Annotated in this window: 21 protein-coding genes and 2 pseudogenes; 6 read left to right on the top strand and 17 right to left on the bottom strand. The window is 40.2% G+C overall.

Features of this window, described 5'->3' with window-relative positions; all coding sequences use genetic code 11:
- Window positions 1-549 precede the first annotated feature (549 nt).
- Window positions 550-1,122, top strand: coding sequence for a coiled-coil domain-containing protein (locus O0550_RS21770; protein ID WP_258427216.1), 573 nt, complete (start codon window positions 550-552; stop codon window positions 1,120-1,122).
- 94 nt (window positions 1,123-1,216) lie between these two features.
- On the opposite strand, the gene O0550_RS21765 is transcribed toward O0550_RS21770, so the two are convergent.
- A complete protein-coding gene (locus O0550_RS21765; RefSeq protein WP_258427215.1) occupies window positions 1,217-2,365 on the bottom strand; it encodes a D-alanine--D-alanine ligase in 1,149 nt (382 codons plus the stop codon).
- Window positions 2,366-2,986: 621 nt separating this feature from the next.
- Between O0550_RS21765 and O0550_RS21760 the strand changes: the two genes are divergently transcribed.
- Window positions 2,987-3,616 carry a dienelactone hydrolase family protein gene (locus tag O0550_RS21760; RefSeq protein WP_258427214.1) on the top strand — a complete coding sequence of 210 codons (630 nt, stop codon included), beginning with the start codon at window positions 2,987-2,989 and terminating at the stop codon, window positions 3,614-3,616.
- A gap of 210 nt (window positions 3,617-3,826) precedes the next feature.
- Here the strand turns inward: O0550_RS21760 and O0550_RS21755 are convergent, their stop codons facing one another.
- Complete coding sequence (locus O0550_RS21755; RefSeq protein WP_258427213.1) at window positions 3,827-5,185, bottom strand: class I SAM-dependent rRNA methyltransferase; 1,359 nt, start codon at window positions 5,183-5,185, stop codon at window positions 3,827-3,829.
- An 85-nt stretch (window positions 5,186-5,270) separates the two neighbouring features.
- On the opposite strand from O0550_RS21755, the gene O0550_RS21750 reads away from it, so the two are divergent.
- Complete coding sequence (locus O0550_RS21750) at window positions 5,271-6,203, top strand: Na/Pi cotransporter family protein (protein WP_174250741.1); 933 nt, start codon at window positions 5,271-5,273, stop codon at window positions 6,201-6,203.
- 88 nt (window positions 6,204-6,291) lie between these two features.
- On the opposite strand, the pseudogene O0550_RS21745 reads toward O0550_RS21750, so the two are convergent.
- The 13 genes and pseudogenes from O0550_RS21745 to O0550_RS21685 all read right to left on the bottom strand — a co-directional run bounded on the left by O0550_RS21745 (window position 6,292) and on the right by O0550_RS21685 (window position 18,640).
- Window positions 6,292-6,808, bottom strand: a pseudogene (locus O0550_RS21745) (GNAT family N-acetyltransferase).
- A gap of 83 nt (window positions 6,809-6,891) precedes the next feature.
- Complete coding sequence (locus O0550_RS21740) at window positions 6,892-7,563, bottom strand: LrgB family protein (RefSeq protein WP_003338211.1); 672 nt, start codon at window positions 7,561-7,563, stop codon at window positions 6,892-6,894.
- Between the two features lie 5 nt (window positions 7,564-7,568).
- Window positions 7,569-7,949 (bottom strand): CidA/LrgA family protein, encoded by a 381-nt coding sequence (locus O0550_RS21735; protein ID WP_003338212.1) that lies wholly within the window; start codon window positions 7,947-7,949, stop codon window positions 7,569-7,571.
- Between the two features lie 275 nt (window positions 7,950-8,224).
- A complete protein-coding gene (locus O0550_RS21730) occupies window positions 8,225-8,656 on the bottom strand; it encodes an NUDIX hydrolase (RefSeq protein WP_101667798.1) in 432 nt (143 codons plus the stop codon).
- Window positions 8,653-10,014 carry a tRNA (N(6)-L-threonylcarbamoyladenosine(37)-C(2))-methylthiotransferase MtaB gene (mtaB, locus tag O0550_RS21725; RefSeq protein ID WP_258427212.1) on the bottom strand — a complete coding sequence of 454 codons (1,362 nt, stop codon included), beginning with the start codon at window positions 10,012-10,014 and terminating at the stop codon, window positions 8,653-8,655. The genes O0550_RS21730 and mtaB overlap by 4 nt, the downstream gene beginning before the upstream one ends.
- A gap of 30 nt (window positions 10,015-10,044) precedes the next feature.
- Window positions 10,045-10,776, bottom strand: a complete 732-nt coding sequence (locus O0550_RS21720; protein WP_003338215.1) for a 16S rRNA (uracil(1498)-N(3))-methyltransferase — start codon at window positions 10,774-10,776, stop codon at window positions 10,045-10,047.
- Between the two features lie 21 nt (window positions 10,777-10,797).
- Entirely contained in the window at window positions 10,798-11,736 is a 939-nt protein-coding gene (gene prmA / locus O0550_RS21715) for a 50S ribosomal protein L11 methyltransferase (RefSeq protein WP_096886898.1), read from the bottom strand.
- A 44-nt stretch (window positions 11,737-11,780) separates the two neighbouring features.
- Window positions 11,781-12,902 (bottom strand): molecular chaperone DnaJ, encoded by a 1,122-nt coding sequence (dnaJ, locus tag O0550_RS21710; RefSeq protein ID WP_258427211.1) that lies wholly within the window; start codon window positions 12,900-12,902, stop codon window positions 11,781-11,783.
- A 155-nt stretch (window positions 12,903-13,057) separates the two neighbouring features.
- Window positions 13,058-14,899, bottom strand: a complete 1,842-nt coding sequence (dnaK, locus tag O0550_RS21705; protein ID WP_096886900.1) for a molecular chaperone DnaK — start codon at window positions 14,897-14,899, stop codon at window positions 13,058-13,060.
- Window positions 14,900-14,961: 62 nt separating this feature from the next.
- Window positions 14,962-15,528, bottom strand: a complete 567-nt coding sequence (gene grpE, locus O0550_RS21700; RefSeq protein WP_258427210.1) for a nucleotide exchange factor GrpE — start codon at window positions 15,526-15,528, stop codon at window positions 14,962-14,964.
- Window positions 15,529-15,598: 70 nt separating this feature from the next.
- Complete coding sequence (gene hrcA / locus O0550_RS21695) at window positions 15,599-16,657, bottom strand: heat-inducible transcriptional repressor HrcA (protein ID WP_003338220.1); 1,059 nt, start codon at window positions 16,655-16,657, stop codon at window positions 15,599-15,601.
- A 275-nt stretch (window positions 16,658-16,932) separates the two neighbouring features.
- The gene (gene hemW / locus O0550_RS21690) at window positions 16,933-18,078 is read right to left on the bottom strand and encodes a radical SAM family heme chaperone HemW (protein ID WP_035318759.1); all 1,146 of its coding nucleotides are present in this window, start codon (window positions 18,076-18,078) and stop codon (window positions 16,933-16,935) included.
- Between the two features lie 340 nt (window positions 18,079-18,418).
- The gene (locus O0550_RS21685) at window positions 18,419-18,640 is read right to left on the bottom strand and encodes a hypothetical protein (protein ID WP_096886901.1); all 222 of its coding nucleotides are present in this window, start codon (window positions 18,638-18,640) and stop codon (window positions 18,419-18,421) included.
- Between the two features lie 263 nt (window positions 18,641-18,903).
- Between O0550_RS21685 and O0550_RS21680 the strand changes: the two genes are divergently transcribed.
- A complete protein-coding gene (locus tag O0550_RS21680) occupies window positions 18,904-19,332 on the top strand; it encodes a hypothetical protein (RefSeq protein WP_003343038.1) in 429 nt (142 codons plus the stop codon).
- Window positions 19,333-19,771: 439 nt separating this feature from the next.
- Here the strand turns inward: O0550_RS21680 and O0550_RS21675 are convergent, their stop codons facing one another.
- On the bottom strand, window positions 19,772-20,689 hold the full coding sequence (locus O0550_RS21675; RefSeq protein WP_258427209.1) for a class I SAM-dependent methyltransferase: 918 nt from the start codon (window positions 20,687-20,689) through the stop codon (window positions 19,772-19,774).
- Window positions 20,690-21,244: 555 nt separating this feature from the next.
- A pseudogene (locus O0550_RS24760) lies at window positions 21,245-21,415 on the bottom strand (DUF7667 family protein); the annotation flags it as partial.
- A 129-nt stretch (window positions 21,416-21,544) separates the two neighbouring features.
- Between O0550_RS24760 and O0550_RS21670 the strand changes: the two are divergent.
- A complete protein-coding gene (locus O0550_RS21670) occupies window positions 21,545-22,768 on the top strand; it encodes a hypothetical protein (RefSeq protein ID WP_258427207.1) in 1,224 nt (407 codons plus the stop codon).
- Window positions 22,765-23,022, top strand: a complete 258-nt coding sequence (locus O0550_RS21665) for a hypothetical protein (RefSeq protein ID WP_258427206.1) — start codon at window positions 22,765-22,767, stop codon at window positions 23,020-23,022. Before O0550_RS21670 ends, O0550_RS21665 begins: the two co-directional genes overlap by 4 nt.
- The last annotated feature ends 352 nt before the right edge of the window (window positions 23,023-23,374 follow it).

Below are 23,374 nucleotides of genomic sequence, written 5' to 3'. Positions count from 1 at the left end.
ACTTAGTGAGGAAGAAAAATATCTCAACCATCAGTAAAGATGATCGGAGGTACATAATTTGTTTGATATTATAATACTTATCATGCTACTCTTAATCATTGTCCCCCTCTTGCTAAAACTCCGCCACTCCCATTCACATTCGCGTTCACAATCTACAGATCATCATTCGTTTTCAACTAACTCTTCTACATTTTTGTCTCACAATGATACTCAACCAGGTTGTGGGGAGGTATCAACTAGTTGGGACAGCTGTAGTGACTCCGGAAGTAGTGATTCTGGAGGTTGCGGATCAGATTAAATTAAGGGAGGATTGTAATAAGCTTCGTGAATCACACCTGCTGGGATAAAGTACCTCAAACATAAGAGTGATCCATACAGCCTTCTTGGGTTAAAGAGGGCTTTTTTTATATCCTTTAATAAAGATAGTAAATAGAAAGCTTTATCAACCGAAACATCTAAAAAATAGGGAAATCGCGCTTTTTGCTCGTTTTTTTTTGCAGTCACCCCTTAACATATCGTATGTTAGAATCAAACTTAGGGGGGATAGACATGGAATTTCACATATCAGTAATGGAGGCTTTACAGGGAATTAATGCCAAACTCGACAGCATGAACCATGATATTAAGGCTACTCAGCTAGAAACTAAAGAGATAAAAAAAGAGGTAAGTGGGATTAATTCAAAAGTGAGTAGTATCGAAGCAGAGTTAAACATTGTAAAACAAGATTCAAGACTTATTAAAAAAGATATAGACTGGTTAAAATCTGAGTCATATAGTATCAAAAAAGACATTGATGCGATTAAATCTGAATCTAGTGGTATCAAAAAAGAATTAGATGCACTCAAATCTGAATCTAATGGTATCAAACAAGAATTAAACGCAATCAAATCTGAATCTAGTGATATCAAAAAAGATTTAGATGCGATCAAATCTGAATCTAGTGGTATTAAGAATGATTTGAGTATTATTAAGAAAGAGCTTCATGATGTAAAAGCTGTCCAAACTGATCATACACACCTACTGCAACGAATTGAAGAAAACCAAACACAAGATATCCTAGCTATCCTAAAAACGATGAACAAAAAGATAGATAGCAAAAGATTTGGACATTACGCTACTTAATGTAAAATGTAATCAGACCAAATTAGAAAAAACATCGTTATTACTAAGAATTGGACGTAAAGAAAAAGCCTTCCCAAACGAGAAGGCTCCCACTCTATTCTAGCTCTTCAGCTGCTACAATATTCCTTTGTTTTTCTTCATAACGCTCTAGCCCTAGTTGAACAAGTTGATCGATTAGTTCAGCATACGGAATGCCTGCTTCTGCAAATAACATTGGATACATGCTAAATGGGGTAAAGCCTGGCATCGTATTAACCTCATTAATTACTACACGGTCATTCTCCTCATCATAGAAGAAATCAACACGTGATAAACCGGAGCCATCCAATGCCTGAAATGCCGTTTTTGCCATCTCAGCAATACGATCGGCTACTTGCTGTGGTAGATCAGCTGGGATTTTGAGATCAGTGCCTCCACCTTTATATTTCGCTTCATAATCATAAAATTCTTTGGCTGCAATAACTTCCCCAATGACGGAGGTGCGTAATTCTTCATTCCCTAATACACCAATTTCTACTTCACGGGCTTTAATGAACTCTTCAACAATAATACGACGGTCGAATTTACAAGCAAGTTCCAAAGCTCCACGCAAATCTTCTCGGTCTTTAGCTTTAGTAATTCCAACACTAGAACCCATATTGGCTGGCTTTACAAAACAAGGATAGCCTAGCTTTTGTTCAATCTGGTTCATAACGCTGTCTACATCACGCTCGATTTGAGAACGTAAGAAGCCCATGTATTGAACTTGATCAAGACCTGCTTGAGCAAAAACATTTTTCATCATCAATTTGTCCATTCCCACTGCAGATGCCATAACTCCTGTACCGACATAAGGAATACCAGCTAATTCTAATAAACCCTGTACAGTACCATCCTCACCATTTGGTCCATGAATCACTGGAAAAATAACATCTACTTCCTGATGAATAGACATCACATTAGCTGGCTTACCCATCAGTGATTGGTTACCCGCATGAGTTATTTGCCCTTGCTTTTCTTGATCATGATCATTACTACCAGAAGATACTCCCCCATCTAAGCGTAACACATTCACACTTTCAAGGACTTGATCTGCGATAGGTCCTCCTTTTAACCAAGTCCCATCCATTTGTACATAGATCGGTTGTACTTCATATTTATTTTTATCTACTGCCTTCATAATAGAAAGGGCCGTTAAGAGCGATACCTCATGCTCAGATGTCTTTCCTCCGTAAATAATGCCCAATCGGATTTTGTTTCCCATGTATATGCCCCTTTCCCTTCTGTTCGACACGGCTGATTCGCTTAATTCTTATTCATATGCTCACAGCCTAAAAAGTGCTTTTGCTACACATTTTCCTTTCTCAGCATACAAAATGTTACTGTGGCTGACAAGAGTGAATGGGGTTAATTCTAAGAAGACTCACAAATCTTTCCTACCTAAGATAGCTACTAACGTTGCTACTACTCATCTCTAAATCAAGCCCTCACCAGTAAAAAGAGAGTTGAACTGAGTACATTATCATCATGTTATCTGCATGAATTAAGGTGAAGTATATTAACTTGGTTCGAAGGTGTTACTGCGCGTTAACAGAAAAGTGAAAATACAGCTCTGAGTACTTATAGCTAAGTCTACTACAATTCTTCAGAAGGAAAGAGGAATAGTAAATGAGAATAGTCAACAAAATGTATGTAAATAAGATACCTGCACAGGTCATCATTGAATTTCGTGCCATTTTACATCGTTTTCAATAAAAATACAACGTTCCAGCCAAACAACTATAGCAAAGATATAGTAAATACCGTGACAAATGATACAAAAAAAATCTATGAGTAAATCCTGTTGTCAGAATAATAGTACGTTTGATATGATGAACAAAATTATTTGGATGAGAAAGTAGGCTATGTCCTTATGTATTTCTTGCGTAGTGGCGAAAAAAGATTATTGGTAATTCTACCTGAGATATATGGGCTTAATCAGCACATGCTAGAGGTTTGCCGACAGTATGCCAATCAATCGTGGGATGTGTTCGGCTTCTCCTGGTACAAAGAAATACCTTTTTTCCTCCAAAAAGAAGAAGAGCAGGCTTACCAACGTTTTATGTCTATTGGCTTTGAACAAGCCACTAGGCAAGTAGCTGAAGTGCTACAAAATCAACGTCCTTTATACCAACACATTGTTGTGATGGGCTTCAGCGTTGGCGCAACAGTCGCTTGGTTACTAGCAGGGTACACAGGCCTATGCGATGGTAGCGTTGGTTACTACGGTTCCCGTATCCGTCACTATACGAACATCATTCCCAAAGTCCCTGTTCTCCTTCTGTACGGACAGTCTGAGCCTGCATTTGATCTCTCTGCTTTATTGCAAACACTAGCCAGAACCCCGGAGGTTATCTTAAAACAGTATCCAGCCCTTCATGGTTTTAGCAATCCATATTCCAGTCACTATCAGCCGGTTGCTGCATCGTTAGCAGATGAGGACGTGCAACAATTCTTGGATAATCTAACAAAGTAAACTAGCAAGAGTTTCAAGTACTTGCTACGAAGCTCAATGAAATATCCTGAAGAGACAAGTGAAAAGCAAAAAAGACAATTGATCACTGTACACTCCCTTTATTTCCAACTTCCAGAGGTAAGTCTAAGTAAAAAAGCACCCTTTTCACTTTCATTTTAATAGTGAGAGGATGCTTCCTGTTTTCTTTACAAAAGCCGTGAGTTACTTCTCTTATTTACGGTCTCTTACTTCAAAAATCGCAAATTTTAAATAGTGTCCTTCATCCGCTCCACTAATTTGCGGATGGTCTTTGCCAGCGCCACGCCATTCTATTAAACGTAAAATCTTTTTCGCATCATATGCTGCTTGCTGAATGGTTTCCAGAAATAAATCTGGTGACATATGATACGAACATGATGCTGTTACTAAGTACCCCCCTGGACGTACTAGTTTCATGCCGTGTAGATTAATATCCTTGTAACCACGGCAAGCACCTTTTACCGCACCACGAGATTTTGCGAAGGCTGGAGGATCTAGGATAACAACATCCCAGTTCTTACCCGCTTCCACATTTTCGCGCAGATAATCAAAGGCATTTGCTACCACAAAATCAACTCGATGTAAATATCCATTAAGTCCTACATTGCGCTTTGCTGTTTCGATAGCATGTTCCGAGATATCAAGTGCTGTTACCTTCTTTGCACCGTGCTTACAAGCATTTAGAGTAAAGGAACCCGTATGTGTAAAGCATTCCAATACTTCTGCTCCATCCCAAAATGGATTTTTCACTACTTTACCGCGTCTATCTACTGGGCGCTGGATTGGTTGACCCGCCTCATCCATCTTTGGTAACACATCGCGATTTTTACCTTTTTTGTCGTAGATAGGCTCATCATCTTCGCCTATTGGTAAAAGCTTGATGCCATGTTTTTCTCCCCAACTGGTCATTAATGGAGCAATCGCTGCTCGGTTTTCACGCTGATCGTAGAAAAAACCTGTTTTCTGCCCTTCCACAATATCCACGACATATTTCAAACCGTTTTCCTCGATCTCAATCTCAGCCGGGCATTCTCCATACAAAACGCCCTTTCCTTGTTCCAATCCTTCTAGCTCTCGCACAGGTACATCATTGCGCAAATAAATGCCGGCGGGCTCAAATACTTCTATCAAAGCCATTTTAATCATATCGAGACGGATATCCATCCCCATAGATAGAACTTGCATAACCAGAACATCGTTATAACGGTCCACAATAAGACCCGGTAAAAAATCTGCCTCTCCATATATGACGCGACAAGCTCTAGGATTGTCTACAAAGCGTTCACGTGTTTCTTTTGCCTCGCGGAACCGACGAACAAAAAAGTCATAATCAATCTCTTCTTTTGGATTATAGCTCATTACACGCACGATCATCTGGGAATCAGGGTTTATATAGCCTTTTGCTAAAAAATGTCCTTGATGATTACAAATTTCTACGATATCCCCAGCTAGAAAATCTCCCTGAATCTCCAATACTTCGGATTGAAACACCCAAGGATGGCCTGCCTCCAAACGCTTTTTACGATTTCGTTGCAATAATACTTTCGTCACTTCTCTATATCCTCCTAGTCATGCTTGTCTATGTACAAGCATAGCGTATTATAAGGTACCTTTCATGGGGGGAATTGAATTGTCCATGTTATATCACATCTTGTTGCCGTTTTTCATGGGACTCAGTTTCTTTTTGCTTGGACTGTACGCTATGAGAATTGGCTTTAATCAATTAGCAGGACGGCGAATGGAACTGATTATAACACGTTTTACCCGTTCAACAACACATAGTTTTTTTTCTGGTCTTTTTTCTACCTTTGTTTTGCAAAGCTCTACGGCTGTTACGGTCTTAACAATCGGGCTGACGCAAGCAGGTATTATTGGCTTCTCACAGACTATTGGAATCATTTTAGGTACCAATGTAGGTTCTACGATTACTACAGAATTAATTGCGCTACATCTCGAGGATTTTGCCGTTCCTATGTTATTGATCGGAGTGGCTATGTGGTTACAGCCCAAGCGTAGATCAAAAGCAATAGGACTAATTATTGGAGGATTTGGCCTCATATTTCTAGGCATTGATACGATGCAAGTCATTGCCAAGCCGTTAGAAAACTCACAAACGTTCCGAACCTTATTTCTTGAAAGCAAGCACTCTCTTTGGATTGGTCTTTTGACTGGGACAGTCTTTTCAGCCTTAGTTCACAGTAGCGCTGCTACAACAGCCATTACTATGACATTAATATCCTACGGAGTCTTTTCCATGGACACAGCCATCTCCATCGTGTTAGGTGGTAACATCGGTACCTGTATCACCGCCATCATTGCTAGCATTGGCACAAATACCGCTTCCAAGCAAGTGGCTTGGTGCCACACGCTATTTAATGTAGTCGGGGGACTTGTATTCCTCCCATTTGTATCAATGCTAGCTTATTTAGCAGGATTATTGACAACCAATCCTTCTATGCAAATTGCCCATGCGCAAACGATTTTTAACTTATTATGCTCCGTAATTGCTCTCCCCTTCGCTTCTAGCATAGCCAAAGGAATTCAGTGGTTAATCCCAGAACACAAATAACCTTTATCTTAAATCCCCTTTTCGCAAGTAAAATCACAATAAAAAGGTAAGTACGTATGGGTTTTCCCGCATAGTTACTTACCTTTTTTCACGTATTTGATTCGGTTAATTGCTTCACAAATAAAACACGATGCTCATTTTTCCACCATAGTCAGTAAAAACAAAAAATGCCATATACTTCTGTATCCTTTTTTCGATTTCAAATCCCATTTCCTGATGATAGGCTATGAAGCCTTGTTGACAGACGACGTTACGCAGCGCACAACATTGCGATTACTTTCTAACACCTTTTGAAAAAATTGGCTCATACAAGCGTTTTCCCAGTTGATTTTTCCGTTACTCAATATGTATACCTACAAAGTGAATATAAGCTTCATCTCTATGAGTTTGAGACAAAAAACCAATTAAGAAGCCTAGCAATTCGCCATTCTTTTCAGCAATGAAGCTGTATGAGTAAAATGCTCAAAAAATAATTTAGGGAGCATGTCCGCCATCTGTCTACCACCCCATCACTCATTAATAAGCGGTGATATGATTGCATAATCTGAAGGATTAACGTGACGAATAACCGTTAAACACCTCGCAAGAAGAAGATTTAGTGGCATGCAAAAATACGCATAGGTAGTTCTAGTTCCATTATAGGCAAAGCTTTTGTTGCTCGATAAGTGTTAAATAAACTGCACGATGGTTAAGAAAGCAACATCTGAATCGGGATAAAATATATAGATGTAATAATTCCCGCTAAGATCATTGCCAAGCTAGACGCCGCAGCTTTTCGTTGACTCTGATTCATCATACCTGCTGTGCCGACTGCATGAGCGCTGGTTCCCACTGCTAATCCAATGGCCCAATCATCTGAGATGCGTCCCACACGTATGACAAGCCGATATAACAAGCTTCCCACAATACCTGTTACGGCTGTAAATAAGGCCGCTAATGCAGGTATTCCTCCAATTGTATTGGTTAATTCAACCGAGATAGGAGTCGTGACTGATTTAGAAATCATGCTACGAATCAGGGTTTGATCTCCTCCCATTATCCAAATCATGAACCATGATGAAGAAATCGCCACAATACATCCGCTAGCGACACCAGCTAAAATAGCTTTCCACAGCTCTAATACCTGTTTAAATTGTTTTGCCAATGGGATGGCTAACGCTACTGTTGCCGGCCCTAAAAAGAAAGAAATATACGAGCCCCCTTTATCATAGAGTTGCCAATCACTATTGATGAGCCACCACACTAACCACACTAAAATCGACGCTGCTATCATTGGCTGCACAAACGGATATTTTTTTGATACCATTTTAGCTACCATATAACCAGCTAGTGTTAGGAGAATCGCGATAACCTCCCACATAATCCTCAGTCCCCCCGTTCACTTTGCTGTAGAAGTACATCCTCTTTTCGTTTTTCCCAGTCACGCCATTTTTGGACCACAATTCCGGTTACCATCATGACAGCTACTGGACCTGCCACTAATGCCACAAGGATGGCAAGCGGTTTTTGCTCCAAATAATGAAAATAAGGTGTAACTCCAACGATAATAGGAACAAAAAACAAGAGCATGTTTTTGAGTAAAAAATCTGCCGCCCCTTCCACTAATCGCAATGGTACCAACTTTGTTACCAAACTCGTTGTCAAAAGTATAAGCCCAATGAGACTGCCTGGAAGAGGAATATACAGGTAATTATGAAAGATAACACCTATACCGTAAAAGGCAAACAGGATGATCCATCCGTACATTCCTACCACTCCCTTTTCTATTTGTCGTTCTTTATCATAACGCTGTTGAGCTACGGAACAAACCCTTTTTTAACACTATACGTAATTGTTCATTTTTGTAAGGGGTTTCTTAGATGCTCTGCTCTGGAGTTTGACTTTCTTTTACTGTTCCCCCTAATGACAAGGTCCACAATCGCCTATATCTTCCTGTCCTCATAACCATACAAGGTTCATCCTGCCACGAAATGCGACTGGACAACAAAAGCCCAACCATTTCTGGTCGAGCTCTCATTGTTCTATATAACCTGTATTCCCAAGGCTTCAAAAGCTTTTCGTAACACACTGCGGTTGTTCTCGTAACCGGCTTGTTCGTGTAGTTCCCAAGCAGCCTCTGGCTTGAGCCATTGCACTGCATCGATTTCTTCTACCTGAACCGTTACTTGATCCGTCAATGCTTTGACTAAATAATAGTGTACTTCTTTTTCGATCAAAATTTGCTGAATCGGATGCTGGTAGGTGTAGTGAACAACCTCTAGCAATGGGCCTAGTTCCCCTTGTATGCCCGTTTCCTCTTCAATTTCTCGAATAGCAGTCTGCATCAAGGTCTCGTCTGGCTCTTGCTTACCTTTCGCAACCGTTACCTTGCCAAAACGATCCTTGATCATCAATAAGTTAATCTCTCCATCTCGTTTTCGGTAGACGACACCGCCTGCGGAGATTTCCTTCATACTGCTTTTCCTTTGCTATCCATTTCGATAGGTAGGGATTCTATCACTCGAACGAACGTTCCTTTGCAATATTCAGCATCAACCTCATCGAGACGAACCTTACAAATTTTCCCGATCATATCCTCTGTACCCTCAAACACCACGTTCAAGTAATTATCGGAATAGCCCATTAGCATGCCGCTCGTTGGGTCTTCCTTATACGGACGCTCTGGAATGATCTCTAAAACATCACCGATAAACGGCTGTGCATATTCCACAGATAGCTGTTGATTTAATTCAATAAGCTTCGCTACACGTTCCTTCTTCACTTCTTCATCCACCTGATCTTCCATACGTGCAGCAGGGGTTCCTGTGCGCATAGAATACGGGAAGACATGCAGCTCTGCAAAGCCTAGTTCTTTAATAAAGTTATAACCCGCTACAAATTGCTCTTCGGTCTCACCCGGGAAACCAACAATCACATCCGTTGTGATAGCAACCCCAGGTAATGCCTTACGAACTTTATGAATACGCTCCATAAATTCTGCTGTAGTATACTTGCGACGCATGCGTTTTAATACAGCATCATCACCTGCTTGCAGTGGTACGTGCAGGTGGCGGCAAATTTTCTCGGAGCGATCAATTACTGCCACGACCTCATCCGTAATTTGACTCGCTTCAATAGAACTAATGCGAATACGTTTTAGGCCTTCTACCTTTTCCAATTCAACTAGTAATGTAGCCAGATTGTAATCCTCTAAATCCTCTCCATATCCACCTGTGTGAATACCAGTCAGAACGATCTCAAGATATCCTTCTGCTACTAGTTTTTCAGCTTGTTCAATCACGCTTTCAGGCTTACGGGAACGCATGAGACCACGTGCCCACGGAATAATACAGAAGGTACAGAAATTGTTACAGCCTTCTTGAATTTTAAGGGAAGCACGCGTACGATCGGAAAAATTCGGTACGTCAAGCTCTTCAAATTCACGTGTTTTCATGATATTTCCTACCGCGTTAATCGGTGTGCGTTCTCCGCGAATCTGTGCAACATACTCCAATAAACGATCGCGGCCTTGTGTACCTACCACGATGTCAACACCTGGAATTTCAGCAATTTCTTTTGGTGAGGTTTGTGCATAGCACCCTGTAACAGCAACAATCGCCTCAGGGTTACGACGGATAGCACGTCGAATTACTTGACGGCTTTTTTTGTCACCAGTATTTGTAACTGTACAGGTATTAATAATGTATACATCGGCTACATCCTGCTCAAAGTCTACCCGTTCATAGCCATTCTGCTTGAACAGATTCCAAATCGCTTCTGTTTCATAACTGTTTACTTTACAGCCCAATGTATGGAAAGCAACCTTATTCATTGCTCTCCTCCTTTCACTGTTACGTATGACTTATTCAAAATGATAGGAAACGGCAGCTAGCAAATACTGACTAGCTGTTTCCGTGCGTAAAATACGGGGACCTAGCGAAACAGAATGGATACCATTTTCTTCTGCGTACTGAATTTCACTTTCAGAAAATCCACCTTCTGGTCCAATCATGACGAAAAGCGAGTCGCCAACAGACAAGTTTGACAGCACCTCGCCCAATCGTTTGGTATCTTCTTTTTCATAAGCAATAACAGCAGTTGTATAGCTTTTCGCATGTTCAACCACTTGCTTAAAGGAAAGCGGAGTTAACACCTCAGGTAAATAGGCCCGATGTGATTGCTCAGCAGCTTCTTTTACAATTTTTGACCAACGTTCCAGCTTTTTAGCTTCTTTCTTTGCATCTAGCTTAACGATGGTACGCTCTGATTGAAACGGTACAAAGGAAGTCGCTCCAAGCTCCGTTCCCTTTTGTAAAATCCACTCTAGTTTGTCCCCTTTTGGCAACCCCTGACCAATCGTTACCGATACGGGTAATTCTGTTTGTTTCGTAATATGCTCCACGATCTCAGCGCGCACTTCTTTGGGCTCCAAGGCAGAAAGACGGGCTTTAACCACCCGTCCTCTCCCATCGCTAACCAAAATATGATCGCCAATCTCTGTGCGCATAACCTTCACAATGTGGTGAACATCGTCCCCGGTAATAACCACTTGATTGTCAAAAAATTGTTGGCTATCTATAAAATAACGTTGCATCTGATTATTAACCCCATTATTCTAACGTTTTTTAGCGATAATTGCTACCCAGTCTTCCATGTAAACTGTTTCTATAACTTCCAAATTCGAGGCAGCTAATGCCTCTTTTACATCATTTTCACGCGCTCCAATAATCCCTGAAGCAATAAACGTACCGCCAGGCAATAATACACGATGAACATCATCCGTGAAACGAATAATTACTTCGGCTAAGATATTGGCAACCACGACTTCAACTTTTTCAGTAATCCCATCGAGCAGATTGTTCTGTTTCACCAAAACCTTGTCAGCCACTTTGTTAATGCTACAGTTCTCTTGAGCAGAACGAACCGCAATCTCATCTAAATCCATGGCCGTCAAGGAAGATGCGCCTAACTTAGCAGCAGCAATACTTAAAATTCCTGTGCCTGTTCCCACATCATAAACGCGATCCCCTTTTTTCAGGTAGCGTTCAATCGCACGAATGCACAGCACAGTGGTAGGATGTGTACCTGTACCAAAAGCCATGCCGGGGTCCATTTCGATAATAAGCTCCCCTTCTCGCTTTGGTTTGTACTCCTCCCAGATCGGTGTGATCGTGATATGTTCTGAAATGGCAACTGGCTTATAATATTTTTTCCAAGCAGATGCCCAATCATCTTCATGAACCTCGGTCATTGTAACGGTTCCTTTACCGACATCCAATCCGAAGGTCAGAAGTTCATTTACCTGTGTTTTAATTTCTTCAACGGTTTCGCCCAAATAGCTATTCACAGGGAAATAAGCTTTTACAATCACACCATCAGTTGGAAAGTCATCTGGTGAGAGGTGGTAGATTTCACCAAAAGGCGTGCTCCACTCACGGGATAAAATTTCGGGATCTTCAATGACAACGCCACCTGCTCCCGCTTCATACAAAATACTAGAGACAGCCTCAACCGCCTCTGCCGTGGTGTGAATACTAACTTCTGACCAATTCATGCTCTACCATCCCCCATCTAGCTTTCCACAACATATTATTCGCCTTATTCGCCACGTAATTTACGCTTGATTTTATCAAAGAAATTCTCTTCTGGTTGTTCATGCAGGGGTGCACCATCCTCTAGTCCCCCAAGTTCACGTAACAGCTCTTTTTGACGATCGGTTAATTTCGTAGGTGTCACTACTTTAACCTTCACGTGCTGATCGCCTCGTCCATTTCCACGTAAGTGTGGCACACCTTTTCCACGTAAGCGGAAGAAAGTGTTGGTTTGTGTTCCTGATGGGATTTTCAGCTTCACACGTCCATCTACTGTAGGCACCTCAATTTCATCACCTAGAGCGGCTTGAGCAAAATTAATTGGCATCTCACAATAAATATCGTTGCCATCACGTTCGAAGAAATCATGTTTACGTACACGGAACATAACATAAACATCACCCGCTGGTCCACCATTCACACCAGCTTCACCTTCGCCTGTAATGCGCATTTGCTGTCCATCATCTACCCCAGCAGGGATGTTAATGTGGATCGTGCGTTTGACTTTATTGCGACCAGTGCCTCTGCACGTTGAACATCTTTCCTTGATCTGCTTTCCTTTACCATGACAAACAGAGCAAACACGGCGATTAACAACGCGCCCAAATGGAGTGTTTGCCTGAACTTCCTCCTGTCCAGATCCATTACATCTTGAGCAGGTTTCTACCTTTGTACCAGGTTTGGCTCCACTGCCGTGACACGTATCGCATTCTACTTCACGTTGAATCTCAATGTCTCTTTCTTTGCCAAATACAGCATCCAAGAAGTCAATGTTGATCGCATACTCCAAGTCAGCCCCACGGCGCGGTGCATTTGGATTAGCACGACGTCCGCCGCCACCAAAGAACATGTCAAAGATATCACCAAAGCCGCCCATACCAGAAGCATCAAAGCCCCCGCCAAAGCCTTGGTTCGGGTCCTGATGCCCAAAACGATCGTATTGGGCACGTTTTTGGTCATCGGAGAGTACATCATATGCATCTTTGACTTCTTTAAATTTCTGTTCAGCATCTGCCTCTTTATTAACGTCCGGATGATACTGTCTTGCCAACTTGCGATATGCCTTTTTTATATCATCTGCACTGGCGTCTTTTCCAAGTCCCAGCACCTCATAATAATCTCGTTTCATACTTGTCTATCACTCCCGTATCCAAGACAATCAAAGATAATCTTAGCATGTATACTTTCAAGCTTCAATAGAATCCCCATTCCAAAAAGGAAAAGAGTCAAAGTCAACATTGTGTGACTTTGACTCCTCTTACAATCATTGTATTGTATTTATTCTTATTGTTTCTTTTCTTCGTCAACTACTTCATAGTCAGCATCTACTACGTTGTCTTTTCCTGCTTGATCTGCACCTTCACCGTTCGCATTTTGAGCCGCTTGTTGTGCTTGTGCTGCTTGCTCATACAATTTAACAGACAATTGTTGAACGATTTCAGAAAGCTCTTCCTTCGCAGCTTTAATCTCGTCGATGTTACCGCCTTCTAGAGCTTTTTTCGTTTTATCCTTCGCTTCGTTAGCTTTATCGATCTCAGCTTGCTCTACTTTACCTTCAAGGTCTTTTAGTGTTTTCTCAGTAGTAAATACTAACTGATCTGCTTCGTTGCGAATTTCTACTTCTTCTTTGCGTTTCTTATCTGCTTCGGAGTTTAGTTCCGCTTCTTTTACCATGCGGTCGATTTCCTCGTCAGACAGACCGGAGTTAGAAGTGATTGTGATTGCTTGTTCTTTACCTGTTCCCAAATCTTTAGCTCGAACGTTTACGATACCGTTAGCATCAATGTCGAAGCTAACCTCTACTTGTGGAACACCACGTGGTGCTGGTGGGATATCACTCAATTGGAAACGGCCCAACGTTTTGTTGTCTGCTGCCATTTGACGCTCCCCTTGCAGAACATGGATATCAACCGCTGTTTGGTTGTCCGCTGCTGTAGAGAACACTTGAGATTTACTTGTTGGGATCGTTGTGTTGCGATCGATCAACTTCGTGAATACTCCACCCAATGTTTCAATACCAAGAGAAAGTGGTGTTACGTCAAGAAGTACTACGTCTTTAACATCACCAGTTAACACGCCCGCTTGAACAGCAGCACCAAGGGCTACTACTTCGTCTGGGTTTACACCTTTATGAGGTTCTTGGCCAATGAATTTCTTGATTGCTTCTTGTACCGCTGGGATACGAGTAGAACCACCAACAAGAAGAACGCGGTCAATTTGGTTTGGAGAAAGACCAGCATCGGATAGAGCTTGACGAGTAGGACCCATAGTACGCTCTACCAAACCAGCAGAAATCTCTTCAAATTTCGCACGGGACAAACTAATCTCCATATGCTTAGGACCAGAAGCATCTGCTGTGATAAACGGTAAAGAGATCGTAGTAGTAACAACGCCGGACAAATCTTTTTTCGCTTTCTCAGCCGCATCTTTCAAACGTTGCATAGCCATGCGATCTTGAGCTAGGTCAATGCCGTTTTCTTTCTTAAATTCAGCTACCAAATAATCCATGATCACTTGGTCAAAGTCGTCTCCACCTAGTTTGTTATCTCCAGAAGTAGCTTTTACTTCAAAGAAACCTTCAGACAACTCAAGGATAGATACGTCGAATGTACCGCCGCCCAAGTCATAAACTAGGATTGTTTGGTCTTCATTTTTCTCTAAACCATAAGCAAGTGCCGCTGCTGTAGGCTCGTTGACAATGCGCAAAACTTCCAAACCAGCGATGCGTCCTGCATCTTTAGTAGCTTGGCGTTGGCTGTCATTGAAATAAGCAGGAACTGTGATAACTGCTTGAGTCACCGGTTGTCCTAGATATGCTTCTGCATCTGCTTTAAGCTTTTGCAGAATCATTGCGGAAACCTCTTGAGGTGTATAATCTTTACCTTCTAATGTTTCTTTATGGTTTGTACCCATCCAACGTTTGATGGAGATAACCGTATTATCAGCGTTTGTAATTGCTTGGCGTTTTGCTGTTTCACCAACAATGCGCTCTCCGTTTTTGAAAGCAACTACAGAAGGTGTTGTACGGTTTCCTTCAGCATTGGCAATAACGATAGGCTCGTTACCTTCCATAACCGCTACACAAGAGTTAGTTGTACCAAGGTCAATACCAATTACACGACTCATAAATCTTTTCCTCCTCGATTATCTACAATATGTGAATGATTTTTGGGCTAAAACATCTACTTTTACGCGTTTACTTTAACCATTGCAGGACGGATAACACGGTCCTTGAATTGATAACCCTTTTGTAATTCTTCTACGACAACATTTGCTTCGTATTTAGAATCTTCCACTTGCATCACAGCCTGATGTACATGTGGATCAAACGCATGACCAACTGATTCAATAGCTTGTAGGCCTTCTTGCTCGAATACCTGGATTACTTGGCGGTACACCATTTGCACCCCTTGTAAAATACTTTCAGTAGTAGCAGTATTAGGATCAACAGCAAGAGCGCGTTCAAAGTTATCAAGCGCTGGCAGTAAGGATTCCACTACCTTTTGAGAGGCATATTTTTGTAAATCCTCTTGCTCTTTACGTGAGCGACGACGCATATTATCCATATCTGCCAAGTTGCGTAGCAAACGGTTTTCTTGCTCTTGCAATTGAGCCTGAAGACGCTCCACTTCCATTGCTAGGTCAGATGTTTCACCTGTTTCTGTTGCCTCAGTTTCAGCTTGCTCATTTTGCTCAGCTTGGTCTTGAGCCATTTCTTCTTGCTCAAGTTCAACCTTTGCTTTCTCTTCGCTCAATCTGATTACCTCCTCTTGTGTGACTAATAATCTATGTAAGCGAGCAACTGTAACCCGCCCGCCTTGTGCGTCATGAATCCTCTTGCTCCTCTGAAGATCGTCCTTCTATCTGTGCAGTTAACATCCGTGACAATCCCAAAGCAATGAAATCCAGGACAGCAATCACTTTACCATACTCCATACGCGTAGGTCCAAGTATACCAATAGTACCTACAGGCTTACCGTTAAAGGAATAATTGGTCGTAACGATGCTACAATTCTTCATGGCGTCAAGATGATTTTCATGACCAATGCGTATCTGCAATCCCTTCTCATTGGTTTCGAACAGATGCGTCATTTGGTCACTGCGTTCAAACAGCTCTAAAATCTCTTTGACTTTTTCTACATCCTGAAACTCTGGCTGCTCCATGAACTTAGTAGTTCCTCGCAGCAACAAACGATCAGATGAATCACTTTCAATAGCATTACTAATCATAGTTAGCATCTCTTCATAATGATTCACATGACGCTTCAACTCATCAGATACTTCTTGATACAAGCGTTGGCGCAATTGCCATAATGGTGTATCTTGCAATCTTGTGTTTAAAACGTTAACCAATTTCTCCATATCGCTCGGTGATAGTCCCGTCGGCAAATCAATACGCTTATTTTCTACACGCCCTGTTTGAGTTACAATAATCGCTACAGCTTGTGTGTCACTCAAAGGGATAATTTGCAGATGTTTCAAGCGATGTTCAAAGATTTCTGGTCCAAGAACAACTGCCGTATAGTTAGTCAATTGGGATAAGACTGATGCTGTCTGTTCCACGGCATTTTCAAAATGCAAGATCCGATCAGCAAACATTTGCTTCCAAGTGCTTACATCTACATTATTCTTCAACAAATTAGGCTCCACTATGTGGTCCACGTAGAAGCGATAGCCTTTCGTGGAAGGAACACGTCCCGCAGAGGTATGCGGCTGCTCCAAATAACCCAAATCCTCCAAATCAGACATTTCGTTGCGGATCGTAGCCGAACTGAAGGTGATTTCAGGCCGTTTTGAAATGGTTCTGGAGCCAACGGGTTCTGCTGAATGAATATAATTTTCAATAATAGCTTGCAAAATAAGCTTTTGTCGCTCCGTTAGCATATCTAAACGCCCTCCTTCTAACATGTTTGGCTATGTCGATTGGCAACTTCTGGTTTGGTTTTGTTAGCACTCAGATCAAGCGAGTGCTAACGGATACTATTAACTTATCAAGTGACAGATGATTTGTCAACTTCTCTCCTATGAAAAATGCAAAAAAATAGGAGAAAAAAAGCACTTTTTTCGGGTTTCTCCGCATAAAAGTGCTTCCTGATGTCATTTTCTAAAATTTGATACCTTGTCTCTTCTCTTCCTACTTCATTCATATGATATTCCATCTACACGCGTAAAAAAGCAGCAAACACTTCGTTGCCAAGTGGTAAGCCCTTTGGTGTTAGACGTACATGCTGGTCTACGATTTCTATCATTCCCTTTTGAAGTTCCTGCTGTAATGTTTCTCCAAATTCTTCTTGGACGGTTCGACCAAAGCGATTAGCAAAGCTCTCCATATCTACTCCTTCACGCAAACGTAAGCCCAGAATCATTTGCTCCTCCATTGCTTCCTTCTGCGTTACCTCAAATTCCTCTACACGCGGAGAGCCTTCCATTGCCATTCGTGTGTACACAGCTAGCGGACCGGCATTAACATGTCTTTTTCCATTTATATATCCATGCGCTCCAGCCCCAATACCATAATAATCCTGGTTTAACCAATAGGTCTTATTATGCTTGCTCTGTTTACCCGGCTTGGCAAAATTACTAATCTCGTACATGGACATTCCGTTTTTCTCAAGTGTTTCTATTAAAAGAAGATACATCTCTAGCTCAGTGTCCTCTGTCGGTAGTGGTAATTGATCTTTTTGATACAGAGTATGAAATAAGGTATTCTCCTCTACTTTTAAACCGTAGGAGGATAAGTGCGTGATTGGTAGTTCCATGGCTTTTTGCAAGCTTTGAGCAAACATCTCCATGGTCTGATCCGGCAGACCAAACATTAAATCAATTGAGATGTTGTCAAACCCAGCTTGAATCGCATTATTCACACTTTGATAAACCTCATCTACATCATGAATACGGCCAATTCGTTTTAATAAATCACTTTGGAATGATTGGACACCAAAACTAATTCGATTTACTCCAGATGACCTCATCAGCTTCAATTTCTCCAGATCAGTAGTACCTGGATTTGCTTCCATGGTCCATTCTAGATCAGCACTAAAATAAGGAGCCAGATGTTCATTTACCATATGCAAAAATAGCGCCATTTGCTCCTGGTCTAAATACGTTGGAGTGCCTCCTCCAACAAAGATTGTCTCTATCTTCTCTGGAGGATTTTGTTGGAACGTTAACGTCATTTCCCGGCGTAAAGCTTCTAAGTAATCCCAGACCAACTGAGGATTATTGGTAACAAAAGAATTAAAATCACAATAGTAACATTTATTAGTACAAAAAGGGATGTGGATATATACAGCATTTGGGGACATCTCTACCCCTCCTTGTTTACGAAATTGAGCCTAACAAAGCGAAGACCTGACAGCCAGAATGGTGTCAGGCCACGACTCTAAGATATCAACTATGCATAGAACAGCCTTCATGCTTTTCGTTGCCATTGAGCATTTACCTGTATCAAAACTGTATTCTGTTTAACCTACAAACATTGATAAAGCAATGTTTTAGGGTTGCTAGAACATCATAATGTATTCTTATCTATCACGTCAACTCGCCGTCATCCTCTAAGTATGACGGGGGTCACGATAGGTAGATGTAAGAAAATCTATTCAACAAAGGGGCTTATTATAATAGAAACAATATAATAACTAAAGTCTACGATAATAAAAGGCCGTGTATATTTGGATACTTGCTAATTTCCGTATACATACGTAGAGATGTTCTTGTTTCCCCTTCTTGCTCTGCAACTTTTGCCGTAACCCCTTTATATGATTGATATAGTACAGGCTGTTCTAAGCGGTGAAGTTCTCCTTCACGATACCATTTCATCCATACTTGTAATTGAGCAAAATTTAAACGTATATGTAACTCCTCCATAACCTTCTTTTACTGGAACACCTGCTAGTCTAAGCTCAATTGCCTTCGTCTCACACATTATGGGGTCAACCCAATTTTAGAGGGCTTTTTACTTTTTAGGAACTTTTGAGAGATAGATCGATGAATGATTCCAAGGAATTCATTACGGATTAACGATGTTATCTTTGTTCCGGGACTTGCCGTTTGCGGAACTTTTACCGATGTCCAAGCAAATTCCTCCTGTCCAACATATTTTAACTAGCAGATGTGAGGAGGTGATTTTTATGGTACGTATTCTCGATTATAATGCAACTCAACCACTTGATCGTTTCGACGTAGCACAGTCATTTACTATCAATAGCACGCCAAATAGAACTGACTTAGCAAACATTAAAATTAGAATACCCCATTCCTGCGCTGTGCCTAATCGCGTGGAATTAGTAGCAACTGTTGGTGTTCGGGGCATTACTAATATCTCTCAGATCCTTTTTAGAATCTTCCGTGACGGAATAGAGATTTTTAATACACTAGTAGGTATTGAGTCAACTGATTCTGAACAAAACTATGTCGTTACATTTCAGGCGATTGATAGTAATGTAAGATCGGGTTGTCATGTTTACAGTTTAACTGCAGAAAACCTGGCTCCAGATACTAGAGCGGATGTAGTTGGCCCCATTTCTTTTAGTGGGCTAGCTATACAGACGAGGCATTAACTTTCGCACCCGTGTAGGGTGCTTTTTTATTTACATGCCAAAAGTATCAAGGGTTCATTGCATTTAATTACATTTAATCGCATGAAATCTTATCGTTTGAAGCTAAATAAACTGACGCCTAGTGAATTTAGGCGTCAGTTAACTACCTAACTGCCAGAGCTTTCCTTACAGTCTACAAAACAGGGGCTTGCCAAATTGACTTGATATCCCTCAAGTTTTGATCTTCATTCTATGGAAATCATTTCTTCAAAACATGGGTTATCATCTTCTTTCCCAAATTAATAACATAAAAACAAACAGAGATGATCCTGGACATTGATTAAAACGCTGCAAGTGGCATTTTTTGAAATTTTTAATTTATTGTGGTTTTTTTGATCGTTTTGATTACCCGATCAACCATAGGGAAGATCGAGAGGTCAGTCTGTTATTAACTGAAATATTATTTTTTTACAGCATGGATGTAATGAATCGTTTCGAATGCAGACAAATAGTCTGTACGATTACGAAAAAATTGATTATTAATAGTAACTGGTGATAAATGTTCATAAATGAGAAAACCTGAGTTTTCTAACATTTTCTCCATTTCATCATAAGAAAAACATGATTTCATTGGCTCACCACTAGCTGACGCCATTTGAACCATATTTTGAACTCTATTAGACATTCCTTTTTCTTCAAAAAGTTTGTCGTCTGCATAATCAAAAACGATAGAACTTCCTGATGGAACTTCGGCAAATAATTTATTGATCAAGTTGGCATTTTCCTCTTTTGTTACATAATAAGAAACACCTAAAAGACTAAAGAAAGTTTTTTTGTTAGGCATAAAACCTTCTTCAACAAGATTTTGAATCGTAAATTCTTTGGTGAAATCTATTGACACAAAATGAAGATTATTCGGAATTTGATAATTAGCATTTGCTAACCTTATCTTTTTAAAGTCTTGAGTGGCTGGATAATCAACTTCAAATATTTCTAAGCTGTCGTTTAATTCTGGGTGTCGGAAACAAAAGGTATCTAATCCAGCCCCTAGAATGACATACTGTTTTACGCCTAGCAACATTTCATGGAATAATACGTTTTCACAATAGGCAGCACGTGCTAAAGGAGTTGGAGAAAGTTGGACCTGTGTAATCCATTTTAAAATTTCATCTGGATGATCTTGAAACTTCTTTGCAATTTCTTTATTGAAGAATGGAATTCCTTTAATCATGTTCTCACGAATATCTGAAAATTCTCTTGGGGTAATTAATTCTTTTGCAATAAAATCATCAAAAATTTTTGGTGTGTCATATTTGCTGTGGTATGCTCGGCCAAAGGCTGATAGTAAGGAAGTTAAACTTGACTCATTTTTCTTCATACATTAATCCTCCCATATAACAAAAATAAGATTCCCCTGGCCAGGAGAATCTTATTATATACACAAATATTTTAAATGTAAATTATATCATAAAAAATTTTTTTGTCAACAAAAATTTATAATAACAAATTTTCTTGTAGTATGAGGCTAAAATAATCCCCCACCATTTTACCACTTTGGTGGCTATAGGGTGGGGGAAGTGAATTTTTGGTATTAACACAAATCGTAAAACCCTTTATTTATCAGCTATTACTTGTCATCCATACGTAAAACAGCCATAAATGCTTCATGTAGTTATTGAGCAACGAGCTGTATCTAGTTGTATTCTACTACATCCTATAACTATTGATATAACAAGGTTTTATAAGTGCTGAAATATCATAGTGTATTCTAGTACAGCCTGTTATATCGACGTTCTCCCTCCAATTACGGTGGCAGTAGGGTGGCAGTGTTTTTAATGAACTAATCAATGGAACCTTCCCATTTCGATCATTCTTTCGCGAAACTAAAGCAAAGAATCGCATAAAATGCATTTATTATAGAGGGCTTTTCATTTCAGCCCTCTATCTTCTCTATCCTTGAGCATAACTCATGCTGCCAATCCGCGTCGTTCGTTATACTGGCGATCAAGGATAAGTTTTTGAGTTTTGCAATCTCCCAAGCTCTTTGAGCGTTTGCACTCAGACAATGGCTCATTTCTGTCATTTCCGAGTCGTTAAGCTCCCTCCCCTAAAAAGTTCTTTTTGATAGGTACCCATTTAAACAAATAAGAGATCATTAAAATTCAAAGAATAAATACTCTGATTAAACGGCATATTATCATTTAGGAAATTAAATTTAATCTAAGGAGAAAAAATGGCAGATCTTACTGGACTGAAATCGTTATTTAGTATCACTCAAAATCAAACAGATCCCCGAAAACCAGTCATCTTAAATCTTATTCCTTCTGATAAAAATTTTAAAATAACAGATGTGGTTTCAAGTAAAGTACAACTTACATGGATTACTAAAGATGTTCGTTTTCAAAATAATACCGTAGAATCAGCGTTTAATATTTTTCCGTTTGATCCTTCCAATCTAAATTCTACAATGGAGGGGGGAATGCCTGTTAGAGTACCTGCAATAGGTAGTTTACGAACTGAAGAGTTAGAAGGTGTTCCTGGACAATTAGCACAACTTGCAGGTAGTGTACCAATACCCATAGAATTACAAGTTAATGTGTCAGTAAGATGGATTGTAACTAATGAGAGGGGGGAAGAAATACCTGAAGGACCTACTACTTTCACAGCTCCAAATGGTCTCGATACATCCGAAGTTTCTCTCGTATTTACGCCACCAATCGTAGAAGATAACTCAGATACCTCTCTACAAACGATAACACGTTATGTTTATGCTAATGTAAGACTTTCTGCAGCTGGTTCATCTCCTGTTGAATTTAATATTCCTGAGCCTATTCCAAATACACCCACTGGAATTCCTTTTGTAATTCCAGCAATCCCAATTCCTAAATTGGCTGCGTTTTTTTTACACCCCAATTTTGCTTCTGGTGGAGAGTATGGAGACGGGGCAGTGTTAATTGTTGTTCCTAATAATTCACGATTAGATAACGCTACAGCCGTTATGAATACTATTCATACACTTCAATCAGCTATTTCTTCATTATCTGCTATTACTGAACTTGCCGCTTTCTTTCTAGGGCTTACTCAACTTGCCAACGCATTATCAGTACAAACATATACTGTATTTCGTAAAACTGATAGCATTAACTATTTAGCTGATATTACCCTTATTGATCGAGGAGTTTTCGGTGACGATACAGAAGCTGAGGATGAACTAAGCTCTCTTATTTTTATTGGACCTCCAGGAAAGAAATTGTCCTGCTCTAATGAACGCCGAAATGAAATCGGAGAAGGTCAATTCGAACTTACAGTCGGTCCAAAATTATACGTTTCCGTTCCTACTCTACATTTGTCACACCCTGGAACTAAACCTGATGGAAATGAGATTAACATAATTAAAGAACCTGATAATACACCAGACCATAATTTTGCTGATTTGTCATCAATGCGTTTCCTATGAAACACGGATGGGTACGAGTTAATATTCCCTTAGTATTACAAAATCTTGCAGATTGGAGGGTTCGTATTGCTAATATTGAGGGTTTACCAGAAGTTACAATTAAGGCTCCCTTAGGAAATTACCCAGTCATCGTAGAAGCAGATAAATCTTTGCTTAACATACGCATAAAAGCACGTATTCAAATTCCAATAGTTATGGAACAAGAACAATTAATTGATATCCATATTCCCTCACCATACTATTTCCATCTTTAGGAAGGATTCTTTTAAAAATTCCATGTATCAATTATCTAGTAATTCTTAAATTGAATAATCTATCAAAACAATTCCCTGCAAACCATCCTTGCGTGGGGTATTATTCCCGGATCTTGTAGTAGGAATAGCCAACCCAACATAACACTTTGCATAACATAATAGCATTCGACATAAATATCTCAAAATATATCTTCTATTATATATAGTTTGATTGACCTGTTTTTTGCAAAAGAAAAAATCGTTTCCTTATTTCTTTAGGAGACGATTTTTTTCATTTTATTTCATCCTTGTATTTTTTCTAAACTAATACCACGCTTTTCCCTAACATCACTGAACTGTTACCAAGGGGCTC

Origin of the sequence: Brevibacillus halotolerans (genome assembly GCF_026891775.1) — a bacterium.
Taxonomy (GTDB): Bacteria; Bacillota; Bacilli; order Brevibacillales; family Brevibacillaceae; genus Brevibacillus_B; species Brevibacillus_B halotolerans.
Note: the sequence above shows the minus strand (reverse complement) of the source record. Positions and strands in the feature narration are given on the sequence as shown.

What these genes read in the sequence shown, in the direction of transcription:
- O0550_RS21740 (WP_003338211.1), bottom strand. Translation starts at nt 7,563, where the DNA reads ATGTGGGAGGTTATCGCGATTCTCCTAACACTAGCTGGTTATATGGTA.
- O0550_RS21665 (WP_258427206.1), top strand. Translation starts at nt 22,765, where the DNA reads ATGAAACACGGATGGGTACGAGTTAATATTCCCTTAGTATTACAAAAT.
- hemW (WP_035318759.1), bottom strand. Translation starts at nt 18,078, where the DNA reads ATGTCCCCAAATGCTGTATATATCCACATCCCTTTTTGTACTAATAAA.
- hrcA (WP_003338220.1), bottom strand. Translation starts at nt 16,657, where the DNA reads ATGCTAACGGAGCGACAAAAGCTTATTTTGCAAGCTATTATTGAAAAT.
- O0550_RS21675 (WP_258427209.1), bottom strand. Translation starts at nt 20,689, where the DNA reads ATGAAGAAAAATGAGTCAAGTTTAACTTCCTTACTATCAGCCTTTGGC.
- O0550_RS21685 (WP_096886901.1), bottom strand. Translation starts at nt 18,640, where the DNA reads ATGGAGGAGTTACATATACGTTTAAATTTTGCTCAATTACAAGTATGG.
- O0550_RS21730 (WP_101667798.1), bottom strand. Translation starts at nt 8,656, where the DNA reads ATGAAGGAAATCTCCGCAGGCGGTGTCGTCTACCGAAAACGAGATGGA.
- O0550_RS21680 (WP_003343038.1), top strand. Translation starts at nt 18,904, where the DNA reads ATGGTACGTATTCTCGATTATAATGCAACTCAACCACTTGATCGTTTC.
- O0550_RS21720 (WP_003338215.1), bottom strand. Translation starts at nt 10,776, where the DNA reads ATGCAACGTTATTTTATAGATAGCCAACAATTTTTTGACAATCAAGTG.
- O0550_RS21770 (WP_258427216.1), top strand. Translation starts at nt 550, where the DNA reads ATGGAATTTCACATATCAGTAATGGAGGCTTTACAGGGAATTAATGCC.
- O0550_RS21765 (WP_258427215.1), bottom strand. Translation starts at nt 2,365, where the DNA reads ATGGGAAACAAAATCCGATTGGGCATTATTTACGGAGGAAAGACATCT.
- prmA (WP_096886898.1), bottom strand. Translation starts at nt 11,736, where the DNA reads ATGAATTGGTCAGAAGTTAGTATTCACACCACGGCAGAGGCGGTTGAG.
- O0550_RS21670 (WP_258427207.1), top strand. Translation starts at nt 21,545, where the DNA reads ATGGCAGATCTTACTGGACTGAAATCGTTATTTAGTATCACTCAAAAT.
- mtaB (WP_258427212.1), bottom strand. Translation starts at nt 10,014, where the DNA reads ATGAATAAGGTTGCTTTCCATACATTGGGCTGTAAAGTAAACAGTTAT.
- O0550_RS21735 (WP_003338212.1), bottom strand. Translation starts at nt 7,949, where the DNA reads ATGTACGGATGGATCATCCTGTTTGCCTTTTACGGTATAGGTGTTATC.
- dnaJ (WP_258427211.1), bottom strand. Translation starts at nt 12,902, where the DNA reads ATGAAACGAGATTATTATGAGGTGCTGGGACTTGGAAAAGACGCCAGT.
- O0550_RS21750 (WP_174250741.1), top strand. Translation starts at nt 5,271, where the DNA reads ATGTTATATCACATCTTGTTGCCGTTTTTCATGGGACTCAGTTTCTTT.
- dnaK (WP_096886900.1), bottom strand. Translation starts at nt 14,899, where the DNA reads ATGAGTCGTGTAATTGGTATTGACCTTGGTACAACTAACTCTTGTGTA.